Consider the following 17,496-nt stretch of genomic DNA (forward strand, 5'->3'; position numbering starts at 1 on the left):
CTTCGAAATGGGTGGACACTCGCTGCTGGCCATGCGTCTGGTCAATGCCGTGCGCGAGTCGCTGGGCGTGGAGTTGGCCATTCGCAGCTTGTTCGAGGCACCGGCAGTCGCCCAGTTATCGGAGAGGCTGGCAGAGCCGCAAGCCTCTTCGCTCGCCATGCTGTTGCCTCTGCGCGTACTAAAGGGGACACCTACTCTGTTCTGCTTGCATCCAGGTCGCGGATTATGTTGGTCGTACTCTCAATTCATCAGGTATCTGCCTGGTGTATCGATGTATGGTCTGCAGGCGCGTGGAATCGAAAACGACGAACCACCAGCGGCAACCCTGGCAGTCATGGTAGAGGAATATATCGAGTGCATCCTGCAGACTCAACCGACCGGCCCCTATCATTTGATGGGATGGTCTTTCGGCGGCAGGATTGCCTTCGAGGTGGCGTGCGCACTTAAAGGTTTGGGGCATGAGATTGGCGAAGTTATCTTGCTTGATGCTCGGGTGCCGTTCGAAGGCTTTAACCACAGTTCAATCACGGAGCGGACGGTGTTCAATGCGATACTTTCAGAAAATGAGCCGCTTGGCCCGGGCGTTGAACGAGCTATCGGTAGCATGTCGGCGTTTCATGAATATTTGAAGCGCCAAAACAACCCGCTGGGGATGCTGGATGTTGAGATATTTCGACGAGTCGTTAAAACCACTATAAATAATACATGGCTGGGGGAAACCTCCATTGAGCGATGCTATCCAGGAACGCTTACCTATTTCAGCGCAGGCCGCAGTGCGCCGTCCGGTATGACGCAAAGCGACCAATGGTCTGGCTTTACATCCATGCCAATTCGGAATATTACGCTCGATTGTTCGCACGATGATATTGTCAAGGTTCCTGCCGTTCAGGAGGTCTGCCGCTATATTTCGAGTCGGCTGGGGCAGGGCGAGTGGCAATCAATTGAAACGATTGCCGCGATGAGAGTCTAGTCGAGGGCAATGACTGTTCGATGATGACACGCCCCCGGTGGGGATTATCTACTGCCGGGAGCGTTGTGCCTGCGACGCAGTGTTTAGATGCCTGTCAAGATACCTTTCAAGGTTTATGCAAGGGCCAAAGGTGTGTCTGGCGTCCATCGATTTATGGACAATGAGAAATCCAGTGCCTTGACATGATGGAACCAACCGGCAGGCAAATAGAACAGATCTCCTGGGTGCAGAATGCATTCAACGAAGTCTACGGTGCTGGCTAGCGGATATCTGTCATAGTCTGGTTGATCTGGATCGAAGGACGAAACGCATAAGGTGGGTTCGACCGCTTCGACGTAAAGATTGTCGACGGTAGCCGGTGAAGCAAGAAGGAAGCGCTTGCGTCCCCAGATTTGGGCGAACAAGTTATCTTCATAGTCACAATGTAGGCAGGTCACCGTACCCGCTGGCCCCAGCCATACGCGAGGGGTGTGCCAGCTATCGAAATAGGCGGGCCATTGGCATAAAGCATCCATCGGCAACGGGTGATCTCCGACGTAAGGGGGAACGGCGAAGTCGTTGTGATTGATCAGATCAAGATATTCCTTGAGGCTCATGTCATTGGGTGCGCTACCATCGGGCAATATGGGCGGAACATAGTCGCCGTACCGTGGAACGACCCTAAGCTCACCAAAGTGATGGTGCAGATCATCTGGACGATACATGTTGATCGGCCACATGTTGACGATTCCTTCGATGATGAAGGGTAAGCCGCCTGTGGCTGTTCGCTCAAAGTCGATTGAAGTGAAGGAGTATCGAGGTACCGACTGCAGCGGTGAAAGTTGAAGAGCGGTGTTCACTATCTGCTTACGGATATCGACGGCGCTACCAATGTTTGCGGGCATCGATGTATGAGCGTCTTGAGGGATTACGGGCTCGAGATTTTTCATAGGAAGAAAATGGCTATATTCTAAAGGTCCGGAGAGGCGCCCGCATCTATGCAGGCATGAAGGCCAGAATCTGATCGGGACTGCAGGTCGCGTTGTAGCCAAAGTAATCGGTGAAGAAAGTGTCTACACGATATTGATTTGGGTTGAGCAACAAGTGCTGGCCAATTTCCGATTCGGCATTTTCATCCTCGATAATGAAATAGTCCCCAGGCTGCATGTGTGCGGAAAAATGAGCAAGAATTCCGCCGATATTGACATGTGAGTCCTCAATGACCAGCCAGGGATGAGGCGCCTGACGCAGAAAATCGGCAGGAAAGGTTTTCTCCGGCGAGTGGGCGTCACCTTGAATAAAGGTCACCTGGTCGTGGCGAGTCAGTGGTGGAGCAAGGTCCACTGAATAGACATGGCAGTCCAGGTTGAACATTCTCATGAGGTCTGCCAGCCACACAGCGCTGCCCCCCGCTTCGCTACCGAATTCGAATATTGTCGCCGGCTTTATGTGCTCAAGCATCAGTGGGTACAAGGTGAAATCATATACCCCTTTCAGCAAGGGTAATCCTTTCCAGCGGTTGGCACCGTTGACGCCTTGGGAGAAAACTTGCATTGCTCCGCTCAGTACGGTTCCTGATAGGACTTTTCGTGCGAAGAAATCGACAAATCGACCCATGCCCCGCAGTTGAATGAACTTCTCCAACGCGGCTTTGGCCTGCAACGTTGACTCTTCAGTAAGGCCAAGGTGGTCGATATGTCCCGATAGGATAGCGCGCGCATAGTTTGAAAAAAATGTCGCTGCGGCCGAGAACGTCTGATTATTTTCCAAGTCTTCGCGCATTTCAGAGATCACCTGCTCTCGCTGAGCCCCCACTAGTGGCTTTATCCCTGGATATAATGTGAGGTTGGCAAGCCCGTTTGGCAGAGCATGGGCGCAGGCCATGCATAGATCTTTATGATGTTGCAGGCAATGGTAACGATTAGCAGAGATCGCTATTTCAACAGAACACGCGTCACAAAAGGTTTTGGCGAAACCGACGGGACACTGGGAATGCATTTCGTAGCTGCGCATGGAGTGGCCTTAGAAGTTAGCAAGCGACATGAAGGTGTAGTGTGTTCTGGCTGAGCATTGAAACGCGCGACGTCCGTGCACGTAGCGGGTATTGTCAATCAGCATGATGTCACCTGCCTGCCAATGAACTTCCTGCACTAGCGCTCGGTGAACGTCATCGATTTCATCGAGGACGCACTGTGGAATCGCCGTACCATCTTCGAAGGTTACCGTGTGATTGTAGGGCCCTCGCAGGCTGTTGACGAAAGCGGCTTGCTGGCACCATTTAGGGGAGACAACCGCAGGCGATATGTACTCTCGAATCAGCGTGTCATCGTCATCGAAGCGCACGCTGGAACCCTTGAGTCTCAGTGACCCCACATGCATGCGGGCATCGAGAAACCCATCTGCTGTCAACCATGCTTCTCGGGGAAGGCAGTCGGAGTACTTGATCTTTTGAGCAAGGAAGCGCTCGCGGGTTTCTGCCGCCAGGGCTTGCCATATCGCGATACCGTCCGCATAGGTGGTTTGGCCTTGGCTGGCTGCCGGGGTTGCGCAGTAAAACCATAACAGCTCAGGGCGCGACGCAATCGCACCATTTTCCTGATGAAGGTCCTGCTCTGCGCCGTCACGGGCGATCATTTGCATACCGCTGCCGACGGCACTGCCCAATTTGGCTTCGCCGGGGCTGATAATGGTTTGGCTTGAAAACTGGCTGGCGAAGGATTCGAAAATCTGTGGAGACGTTTCGAATCCTCGGAAAAGCAAAAGGCCGGCGCTTTTGAAGGTGTCTTCGATAGCGCTGCGGTCAAGTTTGAAGAGGTCACGACAGTTGCCGCTGGAGCATAGTTTTGCGGTGCCGCAGGAAAGATCAGATAAGTCCATTTTTACTCGGTCCAGTCTTCAATCGTATCGAAGGTAATGTATACCCTGCAAAGTACTCATGCCATCAAGACATTTATTCAATGCGTGGATAGGGCGTGCGCGGGATTGAGGCGCGCAGCTTTGCGTGCCGGAATGAAGCCAAATACAAGCCCGGTCAGGACGGCACAGGTTAATGCGCCCAGACAAGCGAGTAGCGAAAGTTCAACGGGAACGTCGATTATCTCCAAGACCTGAACGGTGCCGACTCCCGAGACGACACCGATAATGCCGCCTATTGTCGTGACCATTATCGCCTCTATCAAAAACTGCGCATGAATATCTATTTGGCGGGCTCCGGTCGCCATTCTCATGCCAATTTCGCGAATGCGTTCCCGAATGTTCATGAGCATGACGTTCATTACACCAATGCCGCCCACGATCAGTGAGATGGCCGCCACTAGGCCGAGCATACGTGTCATGGACTGGGATGAATTTTCTTGGGCTTGGACCGTTTCGATCGGGTTCCAGACTTGGATATCCCTTGTGCGCCTCTGGCGTGCCAGTGTGTTTTGAATTGATTCTATGGTTTCGCTTGCCTTGTCGATCTGCTGCAACTGCACGGCTATCCAGGCGGGATAAGGGTGGCCGAACAGCCGGGCCGTCGCAGCGCGGTAGGGGACTGTCACCCGGTTGTCTTGATCCACGCCCCCACTAGGACCTTTGGCGGAGAAGACACCGATGACAAGAAACGGAACGCGATCAATCAGGATCGTTTGTCCTAGCGCAGAAGAACCGTCGGCAAACAGGGCTTTCTTGACCGTCTGGCCAATGATCGCAACTTGGTCGGTTCCGCGATAATCCTGCTCGTTGAAGAGCTTTCCCTCCGACACGCTCCAATTCAGAACGCTGGGACAATCAGAGGTGGCACCGCCGCCATAGGTTTCATGGTCGATATTGCCGCGCCGTACTATCACGCTCTCCTGGCTATAGGGCGCGACGGCCTGAACATTGGGTAGGCTCCTGATGGCCTCGGCGTCTTCTAGCGTCAACGGTGCGCTTCCCGAGCGCGTGCTGGACGGCTTGGTATATACAAACATCGTTCTGACGCCGAGCGTGTCGAACTGGGCCATGACCTGCCTCTGTGCACCACTGCCCACGGCTAGCATGATGATGACCGAGGCGACGCCTATGATGATTCCAAGTAGCGTCAAACCGGCCCTGATGCGGTTCAAATGCAAAGATCGCCAAGCAGTTCTAGCGAGTTCGAAAAAAATATGAGCGTGTTGATAATCGTGCTCGACGCGGTGCTTGGTCACGGATTCAGCGGAAGATGGCGCGAGGGCCGGGCGTGATTGGGTAGTGTCCCCCACGATCTGTCCGTCATGGATCTCGACAATTCGCTGAGCTTGAGCCGCGACATTGGGATCGTGGGTTACCAATATGATGGTATGGCCCTTTTCTGACAGTTCGTGGAGCATGCCGAGGACTTCGCTGCCGCTGCTGCTATCGAGCGCTCCGGTGGGCTCGTCTGCCAGTATGATGTGCCCGCCATTTATGAGTGCCCGGGCGATAGCCACGCGCTGTTGTTGGCCGCCTGACAATTGACTGGGTTTGTGTTCTATACGTTCAGCCATTCCCAATCGTCGCAGCAGTTCAATGGCGCGGGTGCGACGTTCGGTGGCGGTCAGTCCGGCGTAGAGTCCCGGGAGTTCGACATTTTCCCTGGCGGTTTCCGTCGACAGCAATTGGTAGTTTTGAAAGACGAAGCCAAAGGTATTTCTGCGCAGTGCGGCTGTCTTGTCGCTATCGAGGTCAGCGGTGAGTTCTCCGTTCAAGCGGTAAGTGCCGGTGCTCGCGCTGTCGAGCATGCCGATGATGTTCATCAGCGTTGATTTGCCCGATCCTGACGCGCCAACGATCGCGACGAACTCTCCGGCGTAGATGTTCAGATTAATGCCGCGTAAGACGTCCGAGCTGACGGAAGATTCCCCGGCGATGCTTGTAGGCGACGCGTACGTTTTATGCACACCACGCAGTTCAATCAGTGGGACACTGTTATCGATCATTGCTGCTTTGAAGGCCGTCATCCGTTAGGGCCTGTCTTGTTATTTTCATTCTGCAGCACGACGTCGCCAGGTGTCAGCCCCTCCAGCACCTGGGCCGTGTCTCGATTGCGAACGCCGATGCGAACATGGCGAACGTCAACGCTGCCATCAGCTTGCTGAACGCGGGCAGTGTATTGATCCTGGCCAGTCCCCGTGAGTGACAATGCAGAAATAGGAACGGTCAAGGTGTTCTTTGCCAGTTGGCGAGTGAAGACAACTTGGGCGGTCATTTGCGGCAAGAGCGCGGTATCGGCGTTATCAACATCGAACAGTACCGTGTATACGACCACCTTGCTATTCGCTGGCATCTTGCCTTTGCTTGCGCCAATATCCATGGAAGCCGGCGGAGCAGGTAGCAACTGGCGCACCTTGCCCTGCCAGTGCCGTTGATCATCAGAAAGGGTTGTAAATTGCGCGGGCATGCCAGGCTTGATCTTATCAATGTCGGCTTCTGATACTTCAGTCCAGACCGTCATTTTTGTCAGATCGGCGATTCGCAAAATATCGGGAGTCTGATAATTGGCATTCAATGTCTGGCCTTCCCGCGCATCAACAGAGATCACAGTGCCTGCCATCGGTGCATAGATTTTTGTATAACTCAGTCTCGCTTCATCAGCTTTCAATGTTGCTGAAGTTTGCACAATCTCAGCTTGAAGTTGTTCAATTTGAGCGCCGGTAGAGGTTAGCGTCGCCTCGGCACTTTGTAGGTCATCCAGGCTCGTGGCACCGTTCTGGGCGAGCACGCGAAGCCGTGCCAATCGCTGAGATGCAAGCCAGTGCTGTGCCCTTTGATCTAATAATCGTGCTTTTAGGGCTTTGAGGGAGGCCCGGCCAGCATCCACCGCTGCGGTTAAAACGCTCGGATCAATCTCAACAAGGAGTTCACCCTTGGCTACAATATCTCCCGGCTGTACATGCAGTTGCATGATCTGCCCTGAAACTTGGGCCCCTACATCGACATATTTTTTTGGTTGTAAATTGCCTAGTGCGGTGACATTGGTTTCTATGTCAGAGAGGCTGACTGATACGAATGTTGGGATAGTAGTCGCTTGAACTTGAGATTGTCGCCATAGTGTGGCTCCTGCAACGGTCAAGGCCAAGGTTATAAATGAAACTGCCAACTTGTGTTGTAGTGCTAGATGGGGTTGAAAGCATTTAAAAAAAGGCATTGCACTAGACTACCATGTCGATTGACAACTTTAAGGGCGTTCCTTACGGGCCCAGTATACGCAGGAAATGACTTTTTGCACTAGTGTGGTGTTTCAGAAGTGCCACTGAAATCACCCACCCCGTGCTTGTGCCGCGCGGGCTACTGAGCAAAGGATGTCTTCGCCGTGCTGTGCTATCTGAACGGCTTCGAGTTCCGGTGGTAATTTTGCAGGTTGTGCACAATCGACTCTTCAAGAGCTTTGACGCAGCAGCCTTATGACAACCCGCATCCAAGGGTGAAGGAGTAAGGGCAGCTATCGCCAACGCCGATACCAGGTAACGCAAAACACGCCCCCTCCAGACCTGGCACACAGGTATAACTCCCTCCATGCGCTACCGACGTCTGGATCTCAACCTGCTGGTCGCCCTGGATGTGCTGCTCGAAGAGCGCAGTGTCAGCCGGGCGGCACAGCGTCTCAACCTTGGCCAATCGGCGACGAGTGCGGCGCTGGGGCGTTTGCGCGAGCACTTTCAGGACCCGCTGCTGGTGCCGCTCGGGCGTGGCCTTGAGCCCAGTGCCCTGGCCCGCCAACTGACACCCAAGGTGCGCGAGCTGCTGAGCCTGACGGGCGAAGTGGTGGAAATGTCCCTGGCCTTCGAGCCGGCCCGCTGCGACCGACGCTTCGTGCTGGTGGCCTCGGACTATGTGTCCGCTACCCTGGTACCGGCGGTCAGCCGCACATTGGCCCGCCTGGCGCCCGATGCATCGCTGGTGGTTCGCGATTTGCCACTGCCGCGGGACGGTGATGTGGTGGCCGAGGCACTGGATTATCGCCGCAGCGACCTGGTGATCGTGCCGCAGCGGCGCCTCAACACCCGCTATCCACACACCTCCCTGCTCCAGGACGAACTCTGCTGCATCGTCTGCGCGCACGAACCGCTTTATCAGGCGGGCCTGGACCTGGCGGACTACTGCGCGGCCGGCCACGTGGTGCGCGAGTTCACCGATGGCCAGAACCTCTCGCTGGACACCCAGTACCTGCGCGACATGGGCATCGAACGGCGGGTTGTGGTAGCGGTGCAGAGCTTTGCCCTGATGGCCGAGTTCGTCGTCGGCACGCCGCGTATCTCGACGTTGTTTCGCCGCCAGGCCGAGGCGCTGGCACGGCGCTATCCGTTGCGGGTCTGGCCGTCGCCGATCGCTTTTCCAGGGGCTCAACAGGTCTTGCAATGGCACCCACAGCAGGCCAATGACCCGGCGCTGACCTGGCTCCGTCAGGTGCTGACGGAGCAGGCCGCGGCGCTCGCTCAGGACTGAAGATCGCCGGTGTCACCAACCAGGCCAAGCTCCTCGATTGCCAGCAGCGCGCAACGCTCATCGTTGTCCGAGGTATCTCCGCTGACACCCATGGCGCCCAGCAGTTGCCCATCGTCATCGCGCAACAGCAGGCCGCCGGCCACGGGGATGACGTCGCCGCCGGTCAGGCTGTTGATGGCATCGAAGAACGCCGGCATGGCCTGGGCGCGGCGCGCCAGCTCCCGCCCGCCGAAGCCCAGGCCCAGGCAGCCGCGGGCCTTGCCGGTGGCGATCTGTGGGCGCAGAAAGCTCGCCTGTTCATCACGCAGCACGGCCAGGGGATGGCCCGCAGCGTCGAGGATGGCGACAGCCAGCGGACGCACGCCCAGCGCGCGGGCATGACGCAGGGTCGAGGCAGCCAGGCGCGCGGCCCGTTCGAAATCAAGGACGATCATATTCACAGGCTCCATTTACCGAGTTCGGCCACGCGATCGCGGGTGTAAAGGTCGGTCCATTTCAGCGAGTTGAAGTCCGACACCTGCTTGGGGTTGTAGGCGGTGCGTTGCAGGCGTACCGGCTCGCCGGCCTTGTAGACGGCCTGCAGGCGCTGGCGATCCTGCAGGATACGAATGTCCTCCAGGGGCGAGCCATCCAGGATCAGCAGGTCGCCCTGCTTGCCCACCTGCAGGGTACCGAGGGACTCGCCCTTGGGCATCAGGCGCGCACCGACGTGGGTGGCGGCAAACAGCGCTTCGGCCGGGGTGAAGTCCAGGCGCCGCACCAGCAGCTCCAGCTCGCGCGCGTGCCATTCACCGTAGGGCGTGACGGCAAAACCACTGTCACTGCCGCAGGCGAAGGGAATGCCGGCGGCCTTGGCGCGCTTGAGCACCGGCGTACCCAGCTCCAACGTGCGCGCGCAGTAGCCGGCATAGCCGGTGGTGATGGCGGGGTCGTGAGGCTGGCAGAAGTCCACGGTGTTCTGCGGGAAGGTCAGGGTCGGTGCCAGCACGCTGCCAGCCTCCAGCAGCGCCTCGATGCAGGCGTCGTCCATGTAGAAAGCGTGAAAGACCAGGTCGACACCGGCCTTGGCCGCGTACATGACCGCTTCTCGGCCGTAGGCGTGGGTGGCGACACGGCACCCCAGGCGGTGGGCCTCATCGACCATTTCGCGGGTTTCATCGGCGGTGAAGGCGGCGATGATTTCACCGTTGGGGCGCCGATGGGTACCGTCCATGGCGATCTTGATCAGGTCCACCCCATCCTTGGCCTGCTTGCGGATCTGTGCGATGGCTTCGGTGCGGCTGGTGACCAAAGCGGCGGTGAAATACTCCGGGGCGCCGACCCGGCTGGGAAACCAGTCGTTGAGGCTCTGCCGGTTGGTGATCACCCGGCTGCTGGCGGCGATACGCGGGCCCTCGAACAACCCGGCGTTGACGGTGTTGCGCACGGCGATGCTGAGCTGACCGCTGTCGCCGGGGCAGACCATCGAGGTCACGCCGGCGGCCAGCACGTGCTGGGCGAAGAACAGCCCGCGCAAGGCGCGAAATTCGTCGCTGGTCCAGATGTCGATGTCTTCCTCGCTCTGGGCGTTACCGAATGCCAGGTGGGTGTGCACATCCACCAGTCCCGGCATGACGAAGTGGCCATGTTCTTCGCGGTCACCGGGTTGCGGGCGGGGCGCCTCCGACGTTGGCCCGACATGGCGGATCACGCCGCCTTCGATGATCAGCGTCTGTTGCCGGCGGGTGTGCAGGCCGGTGCCGTCGAACAGGGTGGAGCAGTGCAGGTGCAGGGTGCCCATGGGTGGTCTCCTCGTCTTGTTGTTGGCCGGCAGGCTAGGCTGGCGGTGCGACCCAGCACCATCAGATGCTGTCGATGGCCAGCCATCGATGCCATCGATACCTGGCGCAGAGCCGTGTATTGGTTGGGGGCGCCCGTGGCAAAGGCCCGTCAAGGGCGGGTATCGGCAGTGGCGATGCCTGGCATGGCCAATGGCGATTTTTCCGCAGGGCCAGGCGGGGTGAGGATGCGCCCGCCAATCCACTATCAAGGACAATCCCATGAAGGCGATTCGCGATCTGTTGCTGAACCTGGAAACCGAGCGCCAGCGCGCCCTGGTCGAGCAGGACCATGCCCGGCTGCATGAGCCGTTCGACGATGAGCTGCTCTACGTGCACACCACCGGACTTGTTGCCGATCAACAAAGGCGCAGCGGGGCGACCTGCACGAACCTTGCGCAGGTCCCCTTGCGTGCAACCTGTCAGGCGGTATGACCGCCCAGGGTCTCGGCCACCCAGTCGGCGATGTAGTGGCCGGCGTTGATGCTGTTGTCGAAGCTGGAGTGCTGCACGCCACCTTCGCGCTCGGTGAAGATCTTCAGTTCGCGTTTCGGGCTGTTCACCAATTGCTCGTAGGTGCGATGTGCCCATTTGAGCGGGATCTGCGAGTCCTTCTCGCCGTGAGTGACCAGGAACGGCACGCGGATACGGTCCAGCACGCCGTCGAGGTGTACGTGTTCGGCGATGCGCATGAACTCGTCCATGTCATTCGCCCCCCAGACCCAGCGCACGTGTGCCCAGTAGTGCGGCACCGGGAAGTTGCCTTCCTTCTCCAGGCGGCGCTTCTGCACATCGCGCCAGTCATGGTTGGCGCCCCAGACCACGCCACAGGCAAAGCGCGGCTCGAAGGCCACGGCGCGCGGGCAGTAGTAGCCGCCCAGCGACACGCCCTCCAGGCCGATACGCTTGGGATCGACCTCGGGGCGGGTCTCCAGCCAGTCCACCACGCGGCTGGCCCAGTGCTCGCTGTCGTAACGGGCCGTCAGACCGTGCAGACGCAGCGCTTCGCCGGTACCGGGCTGGTCGATGATCAACGACGATACGCCGCGCCTGGCCAGCCAGGCGGGCAGGCCAACGCGGTATTTCATCTCCTTGGTCGAGTCCAGGCCATTGACCTGAACCAGCAGCGGCGCAGGGCCGCTCACGCCCTCGGCGCGTACGAACAGGCCTGAGAGGCACTGGCCTTCATAAGGGATTTCCACCCGTTCGCAATTTTCCCTGGACAGGTCGATGCCACGGGCGAAGGTCTCCAGGAAGCGCTGGTACAGCTCGGCGCGTCCCGGCGCGCCGTGGGCTTGAAGGCGTTCGCAGGTGAGGTAGTAGGTGGCGGCGCGGTTGTACTTCTCGCCAGCGGAGAGGCGGCGGCCGGCGGTTTCGTCTTCCTCGGCCAGGGAGCAAAGCTTGTCGGCCATCTTTGCCCAGGTTTCGCGAAAAGCCTGGGTGCCGGCGGCGTCGGGCTGCTTGGCGGCCTCCTGCAGCGGGGCGCACATTGCCTCGATCTCACCCAGGCGGGCACCCATCTCGATGGCCAGGTCCACCGAGAGATTCCAGACGTAGTTGGTGGGGAAGTAACGGAACATTCTTATTGTCCTTCTGCGGTCGTTGAGTCCGGCGCCGTTGAACTGCGGCAGGCACGCAGGGCGCGGTTCCACGATCAAGGTACGCAGGCCGGGCAGGCGGGGGCCAATCGTGAGTCGGGATGCGAGGTATCGCCAAACGCGATGCCCCGCCGCCGTAGTGACGGCCGAGGCGATGAGTGGGGCTCAGGCGGTGACGCGAAGGGGCGCCGGGTGCTGGTCGGCGCGCTGGATGAAGTCGCCGATGCGCTCACGTAGCCAGCGGTGCATGGAGTCGCCGTCCATGCTGCGGTGCCACAGCATGAATTCGCGCATCACCGGGATTTTCACCGGTGGTGGCAGGATGCGCAGCGGCAGGTAGCCCGCGTAGAGTTCGGCCAGTCGGCGGTGCATGGTGGCGATGCGTTGAGTGCCCACCAGCAACTGCGGCAGGGTGTTGAAATCGTTGGTGATCACTTCCAGGCGGCGGTTGAAACCGTACTGGCTCATGAACCAGTCCTCGATGCTCAGGTGCCGGTTGCGGCCAAAACCCACCGAGATATGCCCCATTTCCATGTACTGCTCCAGGGTCAGTTGGTCACCGACCTCGGGGTTGTCCCGCCAGACGACGCAGACATGGTCTTCCTCGAACAGCAGTTGCGCCGGGTGGCCCTCGATGAGGTAGCGCTCGGGCACGATCATCATGTCGACCTCGCCGCGCATCAGCAATTCGGCACTGTTGTCGCCAGGGCTGACCATTTCGAAGGTGATGTGCGGCGCCTCACGGTGGATGTTCTGGATGACCTGGGCGAACAGCACGCTGATCAGGTAGTCCGAGGTCACCAGGCGAAAGTGCCGCTTGCTGCTGGCCGGTTCGAACACCGGCTTGGCGGTGATCGAGGAGCGGATGGTCAACAGCACCTCGCGCACCGGTTTGGCCAGCTCCAGCGCATACGGCGTGGGCTGCATCTTGCGGCCGACCTGCACCAGCAGTTCGTCCTCGAAGAAGGTCCGCAAACGCCCCAGCACACCGCTGGTGGCCGATTGGGTCATGTGCAGGCGTTCGGCAGCTCGGGTGATGTTCTGCTCCTCGAGCAGGACATCCAGGGCCACCAGCAGGTTCAGATCCAGGTGGTGAAAGCGCATGGCGATGGCTCACGGTTCTTGTAGTTATTTTCGCGATACCTTCCGGCTCCCTGACCCGCACGTCAAGACCCATTCGCTGCCCGAATGAGCCAACAGCCCACGCCATGGGCTGGCGTACAGGTATCGCAATTGCCGATGCCTCGCATCCTGACACGCGATTGGTCAGCTAGCCCCGACAGCCTTCAACCTGCGCTCCAGTCGAGCGACCTGCCGTCGCCAGACCCCTTACCGGGCGACCTGCCTGGCGCCCCATAATAATTTCAACGGAGTGGTAGCCATGAACATTCTTGGACTCGACGCGCTGGTGTTCGGCGTCGACGATATCCAGGCCTGTGCCGATTGCCTGCGTGACTACGGCCTGACGGCCACCGATCTGGAGGCCGACGGTGGGCGTTTCGAGGCCCTGGACGGCACCGCGATCATCATCCGCCGCGGGGACGACCCGAGCCTGCCGCCGGCCCTGGGCCCGACCCCGTCATTGCGCGAGACGGTTTATGGCGTGGCCTCGGCGCAGGAGCTGGAGGCCATCGCCGATGAACTGGGGCGTGACCGCGAACTGCGCCGCGATGCTCACGGCGTGCTGCATACCGTCGATGACCTGGGCTTTGCCATCGCCTTCCAGGTCTCGTGCCGCCGGGCCTTCGACGCGCCGGCCGACCTCACCAATGCGCCTGGCAGCGCGCCGCAACGTCCCCTCAACCAGTTGGGCATTACCCCGGACATGCCGGCGCAGCCGCGCACCTTGTCCCACGTGGTGTATTTCGTACCCGACGCTGCCAAGGGTGAAGCGTTCTATCGCGACCGCCTGGGCTTCGTCACCACCGACAGTTTCGTGGGAGTCGGTCCTTTCATGCGCACGGCGGGCATGGACGACCATCACTGCCTGTTCATGATCCAGACTCCGCCGCACATGCAGGGCTGCGAGCATTTCACCTTCCACATGGGAAGCGGCACCGAAGTGCTGCTGGCCGGCACCCGTTTTCAGCAAAAGGGCTGGACCAGCTTCTGGGGCCCGGGCCGGCACCTGCTGGGCTCCAACTGGTTCTGGTACTTCAACAGCCCGCTGGGCTGCCACATCGAGTACGACGCCGACATGGACAAGCATGACGACGACTGGGGCGCGCGCCAGGCGCCGATGTCGGCGGACAACTCGCAACTGTTCCTGTTTACCTCCCGGGAGAAGTGGGCACCCGGTGGCCCGCCGCCCAGGAAGGACTAGGTCGTGGGCTGCGTAGCACTGTGCCCGCTCGAGGCGCTGGGCGATGGCCAGGCCCGTGGCTTCGACCCGCAGGGCCGGGGCGCCGACAGCCTGTTTGCCCTGCGGTATCAGGGACAGGTGCGGGTCTACCGCAACCTCTGTCCGCACCTGCTGGTGCCCCTGGAGTACCGCAAGGACCGCTTTCTCAGTGCCGATGGCCAGTGGGTGATCTGTTACGCCCACGGGGCGCGCTTTCGGCCGGACGACGGCACCTGTGTCCACGGCCCTTGCCGCGGCGATGTGCTGCACGCGTTGGAGCACCGTGAGGTGGACGGCTGGCTGCTATTGCCGCTGGCTCAGTTGGAACGCTGACCTATCGCGCCGCGCGATAGGTCGCATCCCAGGACTCGATTGGTCAAAACCCGGCGCTGCCGGGAAGCTGTGCCCAGGCACAGGAAACGGCCGCCACGCATGACGGGGCGGACAACAAGAACAAGACGTGAGACATGCCATGAATACTGTGAACAACGTGCTGATCGTGGGCGGCGGAATTGGCGGGCTGTGCGCTGCCATTGCCCTGCGCCGCAAGGGCATTGCGGTCGACCTGGTCGAACTGAAAACCGAGTGGACCGTCTACGGCGTCGGCATCATCCAGCAGAGCAACGTCGTGCGCGAAATGCACCGCCTGGGCCTGCTCGACGCCTACCTTGATGCGGCCTACGCCTTCGAGGACGTGGCCATTTACACCACCCAGGGCCAGCAGTTGGCGCGTATTCCCGGACAGCGCCTGGCCGGCCCGCAGTACCCGGCCAACGTCGGCATCTCCCGCCGTGCTCTGCACAAGGTGTTGAGCGAAACCGCCATCGAACTCGGCACCCGGGTGCGCCTGGGCACCTCGGTGGAGAGCTTCGAGCAGGAAGCCAGTGGCGTGGACGTGCTGTTCAGCGACGGCAGCCAGGGCCGCTATGCGCTGATGGTCGGTGCCGACGGGCTGTTCTCGAAGGTACGTGGGCTGCTGTTCGGCGACCGCTACCGGCCGCATTTCACCGGGCAGTCGGTATGGCGCTACAACTTTCCCCGGGCCGCCGGCATCGACCATCTGGCCAACTATCAGGGGCCTGCGGGCAACGCCGGCCTGGTGCCCCTGGCCGACGACCTGATGTACCTGTTCACCACCTCCCACGAACCGGGCAACCCCTGGATGGAGCCCGCCAGCCTGGCCGATGGCCTGCGCCAGCGCCTGGCCGGTTTCGGTGGGCTGATTGGCGAGTTGCGCGAGCAGGTCCGCGACAGTGCCGAGGTCGTCTACAAACCGCTGGAAGCCGTGTTCGTCGACGAGCCCTGGTATCGCGGGCGTGTCCTGCTGATTGGCGATGCCGCCCATGCCACCACGCCGCACTTGGGACAGGGCGCCGGCATGGCCATCGAGGATGCCGTGGTGCTGGCCGAGGAAATCACGGCCGGTGGCGGCCTGGACGAGCAGTTGCAGCGTTTCATGGCACGCCGTTTCGAGCGTTGCAAGTTCATCAGCGACATGTCCCTGCTCGCGGGCGAGAAGGAGGTCCAGCGTGACCCGTCCTTCGACCGCATCGGCCTGGTCAAGCAGATGCTGGAGGTCACCGCACGACCCATCTGAATGCCCGTAGCCGGTGTTCCCTGCCTTGCTGGCGCGCCGGACCTTACGCCAACACCGACGTACAAGAACAAGAAAGAGGAAGCCCCGATGTTGACTCGCAAAGGTGCAACCGTGCGGCCGCTGCCGCCGCTCAAACCCATGACCCTGGCGCTGCTTGCACTGGCTGCAGGCCAGGCCCAGGCTTTTGAAATCGACACCGGCAACCCCGACCTGCGGGTGCGCTGGGACAATACCCTCAAGTACAGCGCCGCCTGGCGCACCCAGCACGCCAGCAGCCAGCTCACCGAAGGGCAGACCGCCCTGAACCTGGACGATGGCGATCGCAACTTTGACAAGGGCCTGATCTCCAACCGCCTGGATTTGCTGTCGGAGTTCGATATCACCTATGGCAACGTCGGTGCGCGGGTCAGCGGTGCGGCCTGGTATGACGATGTCTACAACCAGGGCACCGACAACAGTGACCCCAGCCGGGCCAACAGTTATTCGGTCGGCCACGACACGTTCACCGACGACACCCGTACCCTGCACGGGCGCAAGGGCGAGCTGCTCGACGCCTTTATCTTCGGCAAGACCGAGATTGGCGACAGACCCGTGTCCGGAAGGCTGGGCCAATACGCCATGCAATGGGGCGAGAGCCTGTTCTACGGCATGAACGGCATTGCCGGCGGCATGGCGCCGGTGGATGTGGTCAAGGGCCTGTCGGTGCCCAATACCCAGTTCAAGGAACTGATCCGGCCGGTCAGGCAGATGTCCGGTCAACTGCAACTGACCCCCGACGTTTCCCTGGGCGCCTACTACCAGTTCGAGTGGGAGGCCAACCGCCTGCCGGCGGCCGGCAGCTATTTCTCCAACGATGATTTCTTCGGCGACGGCGGCGAGCGCATGTACGTGGGCAGCGCGGTCATGCCGGGCGGTCAGCCGCTGGCGTTCTACCGTGGCCAGGACAAGAAGGCCAAGGACTCGGGGCAGGGCGGGGTGCAACTGCGCTGGCGCACCGAAACCGTGGACTGGGGTGTCTATGCCATCCGTTTCCACGACAAGTCGCCGCAGCTCAACGTGCGCCCCGATTTCGCCAATCTGAACCCGGTCACCGGCAAGGCCGGCGAATTCTACTGGGTCTACCCCGAAGGCATCGAGGCCTTGGGGGCGAGCTTCTCCACGACCCTGAGCAACTTCAACATCGCCGGTGAGCTGTCCACCCGCTGGAACCAGCCGTTGGCCTCGACCAACCAGCATGCCTTGCTCGTCGGTGAGGCGATCAACAACAGCGACGACCCGCTCTACGCCACAGGCCGCACGCTGCACGCCAACTTCTCCTGGCTGGCGAGCCTGGAGCCGAACTTCATCGCTCCCGAATCGAGCTTCCTCGGTGAGATCGCCTGGAACCGGGTGATGAGCATCAGCCAGAACGCCGATGCTGTCGACCCCAACGCCGACCGCGACGCCACCAGCCTGCGCCTGGTTTTCGAGCCGATGTACCGGCAGATCCTGCCCGGCCTCGACCTGTCCGTGCCGGTCGGTGCCAGCTACACCCATGGCGCCTCCATGGCGTTGGGAACCGGCTTTGGCAGCGACCACGGTGGGGACCTGAACATTGGCCTGAAGGGCAACTACCTCAACACCTGGAACCTGGGCCTGACCTACACGCATTACTACGGCCCGCAGAACACCTTCCTCGACGCCAACAGCCACTACACCTTCGAACAGTCGCTCAAAGACCGCGACTTCATCGCCTTCACCGTCAGCCGTACCTTCTGACCGAGGAT

The 17,496-nt window shown here is 60.3% G+C and carries 16 protein-coding genes; 7 read left to right on the forward strand and 9 right to left on the reverse strand.

Features of this window, described 5'->3' with window-relative positions:
• A partial coding sequence (locus PF66_RS20125) for an alpha/beta fold hydrolase (RefSeq protein WP_152973062.1) occupies window positions 1-970 on the forward strand: 970 nt, incomplete at its 5' end.
• 113 nt (window positions 971-1,083) lie between these two features.
• Here the strand turns inward: PF66_RS20125 and PF66_RS32170 are convergent.
• The 5 genes from PF66_RS32170 to PF66_RS20150 form a co-directional block, all read right to left on the reverse strand.
• Entirely contained in the window at window positions 1,084-1,854 is a 771-nt protein-coding gene (locus PF66_RS32170; RefSeq protein ID WP_160320663.1) for a cupin-like domain-containing protein, read from the reverse strand.
• 91 nt (window positions 1,855-1,945) lie between these two features.
• A complete protein-coding gene (locus PF66_RS20135) occupies window positions 1,946-2,962 on the reverse strand; it encodes a CmcI family methyltransferase (RefSeq protein WP_081009892.1) in 1,017 nt (338 codons plus the stop codon).
• A 9-nt stretch (window positions 2,963-2,971) separates the two neighbouring features.
• Window positions 2,972-3,826, reverse strand: coding sequence for a TauD/TfdA family dioxygenase (locus PF66_RS20140; RefSeq protein ID WP_054063638.1), 855 nt, complete (start codon window positions 3,824-3,826; stop codon window positions 2,972-2,974).
• Window positions 3,827-3,903: 77 nt separating this feature from the next.
• Window positions 3,904-5,892, reverse strand: coding sequence for an ABC transporter permease (locus PF66_RS20145; RefSeq protein ID WP_054063639.1), 1,989 nt, complete (start codon window positions 5,890-5,892; stop codon window positions 3,904-3,906).
• Window positions 5,889-7,079 (reverse strand): efflux RND transporter periplasmic adaptor subunit, encoded by a 1,191-nt coding sequence (locus PF66_RS20150; RefSeq protein ID WP_081009893.1) that lies wholly within the window; start codon window positions 7,077-7,079, stop codon window positions 5,889-5,891. The genes PF66_RS20145 and PF66_RS20150 overlap by 4 nt, the downstream gene beginning before the upstream one ends.
• Window positions 7,080-7,447: 368 nt before the next feature.
• Here PF66_RS20150 and PF66_RS20155 point away from each other — a divergent pair, with 368 nt between their 5' ends.
• Entirely contained in the window at window positions 7,448-8,377 is a 930-nt protein-coding gene (locus PF66_RS20155) for a LysR family transcriptional regulator (RefSeq protein ID WP_054063640.1), read from the forward strand.
• On the opposite strand, the gene PF66_RS20160 is transcribed toward PF66_RS20155, so the two are convergent.
• Together PF66_RS20160 and PF66_RS20165 are read right to left on the reverse strand one after the other, a co-directional pair.
• A complete protein-coding gene (locus PF66_RS20160; protein ID WP_054063641.1) occupies window positions 8,368-8,811 on the reverse strand; it encodes a GlcG/HbpS family heme-binding protein in 444 nt (147 codons plus the stop codon). The two genes, PF66_RS20155 and PF66_RS20160, sit on opposite strands and share 10 nt — an antisense overlap.
• A 2-nt stretch (window positions 8,812-8,813) precedes the next feature.
• A complete protein-coding gene (locus PF66_RS20165; RefSeq protein WP_054063642.1) occupies window positions 8,814-10,157 on the reverse strand; it encodes a metal-dependent hydrolase family protein in 1,344 nt (447 codons plus the stop codon).
• A 259-nt stretch (window positions 10,158-10,416) separates the two neighbouring features.
• On the opposite strand from PF66_RS20165, the gene PF66_RS20170 reads away from it, so the two are divergent.
• Entirely contained in the window at window positions 10,417-10,629 is a 213-nt protein-coding gene (locus PF66_RS20170) for a hypothetical protein (RefSeq protein ID WP_054063643.1), read from the forward strand.
• Here PF66_RS20170 and PF66_RS20175 read toward each other — a convergent pair.
• Together PF66_RS20175 and PF66_RS20180 are read right to left on the reverse strand one after the other, a co-directional pair.
• Entirely contained in the window at window positions 10,617-11,774 is a 1,158-nt protein-coding gene (locus tag PF66_RS20175) for an alpha/beta hydrolase family protein (RefSeq protein ID WP_054061244.1), read from the reverse strand. The two genes, PF66_RS20170 and PF66_RS20175, sit on opposite strands and share 13 nt — an antisense overlap.
• Before the next feature lie 183 nt (window positions 11,775-11,957).
• A complete protein-coding gene (locus PF66_RS20180) occupies window positions 11,958-12,896 on the reverse strand; it encodes a LysR family transcriptional regulator (protein ID WP_054063644.1) in 939 nt (312 codons plus the stop codon).
• Between the two features lie 277 nt (window positions 12,897-13,173).
• On the opposite strand from PF66_RS20180, the gene PF66_RS20185 reads away from it, so the two are divergent.
• The 4 genes from PF66_RS20185 to PF66_RS20200 all read left to right on the forward strand — a co-directional run bounded on the left by PF66_RS20185 (window position 13,174) and on the right by PF66_RS20200 (window position 17,488).
• Window positions 13,174-14,115 carry a VOC family protein gene (locus tag PF66_RS20185; protein ID WP_054063645.1) on the forward strand — a complete coding sequence of 314 codons (942 nt, stop codon included), beginning with the start codon at window positions 13,174-13,176 and terminating at the stop codon, window positions 14,113-14,115.
• A 3-nt stretch (window positions 14,116-14,118) separates the two neighbouring features.
• Window positions 14,119-14,466 carry a Rieske (2Fe-2S) protein gene (locus tag PF66_RS20190; protein WP_054063646.1) on the forward strand — a complete coding sequence of 116 codons (348 nt, stop codon included), beginning with the start codon at window positions 14,119-14,121 and terminating at the stop codon, window positions 14,464-14,466.
• Between the two features lie 139 nt (window positions 14,467-14,605).
• Window positions 14,606-15,730 carry an FAD-dependent oxidoreductase gene (locus PF66_RS20195; RefSeq protein WP_054063647.1) on the forward strand — a complete coding sequence of 375 codons (1,125 nt, stop codon included), beginning with the start codon at window positions 14,606-14,608 and terminating at the stop codon, window positions 15,728-15,730.
• 87 nt (window positions 15,731-15,817) lie between these two features.
• Complete coding sequence (locus tag PF66_RS20200; RefSeq protein WP_054061249.1) at window positions 15,818-17,488, forward strand: DUF1302 domain-containing protein; 1,671 nt, start codon at window positions 15,818-15,820, stop codon at window positions 17,486-17,488.
• Window positions 17,489-17,496 lie beyond the last annotated feature (8 nt).

It is taken from the genome of Pseudomonas asplenii (assembly GCF_001293465.1).
Lineage (GTDB): Bacteria > Pseudomonadota > Gammaproteobacteria > Pseudomonadales > Pseudomonadaceae > Aquipseudomonas > Aquipseudomonas fuscovaginae_B.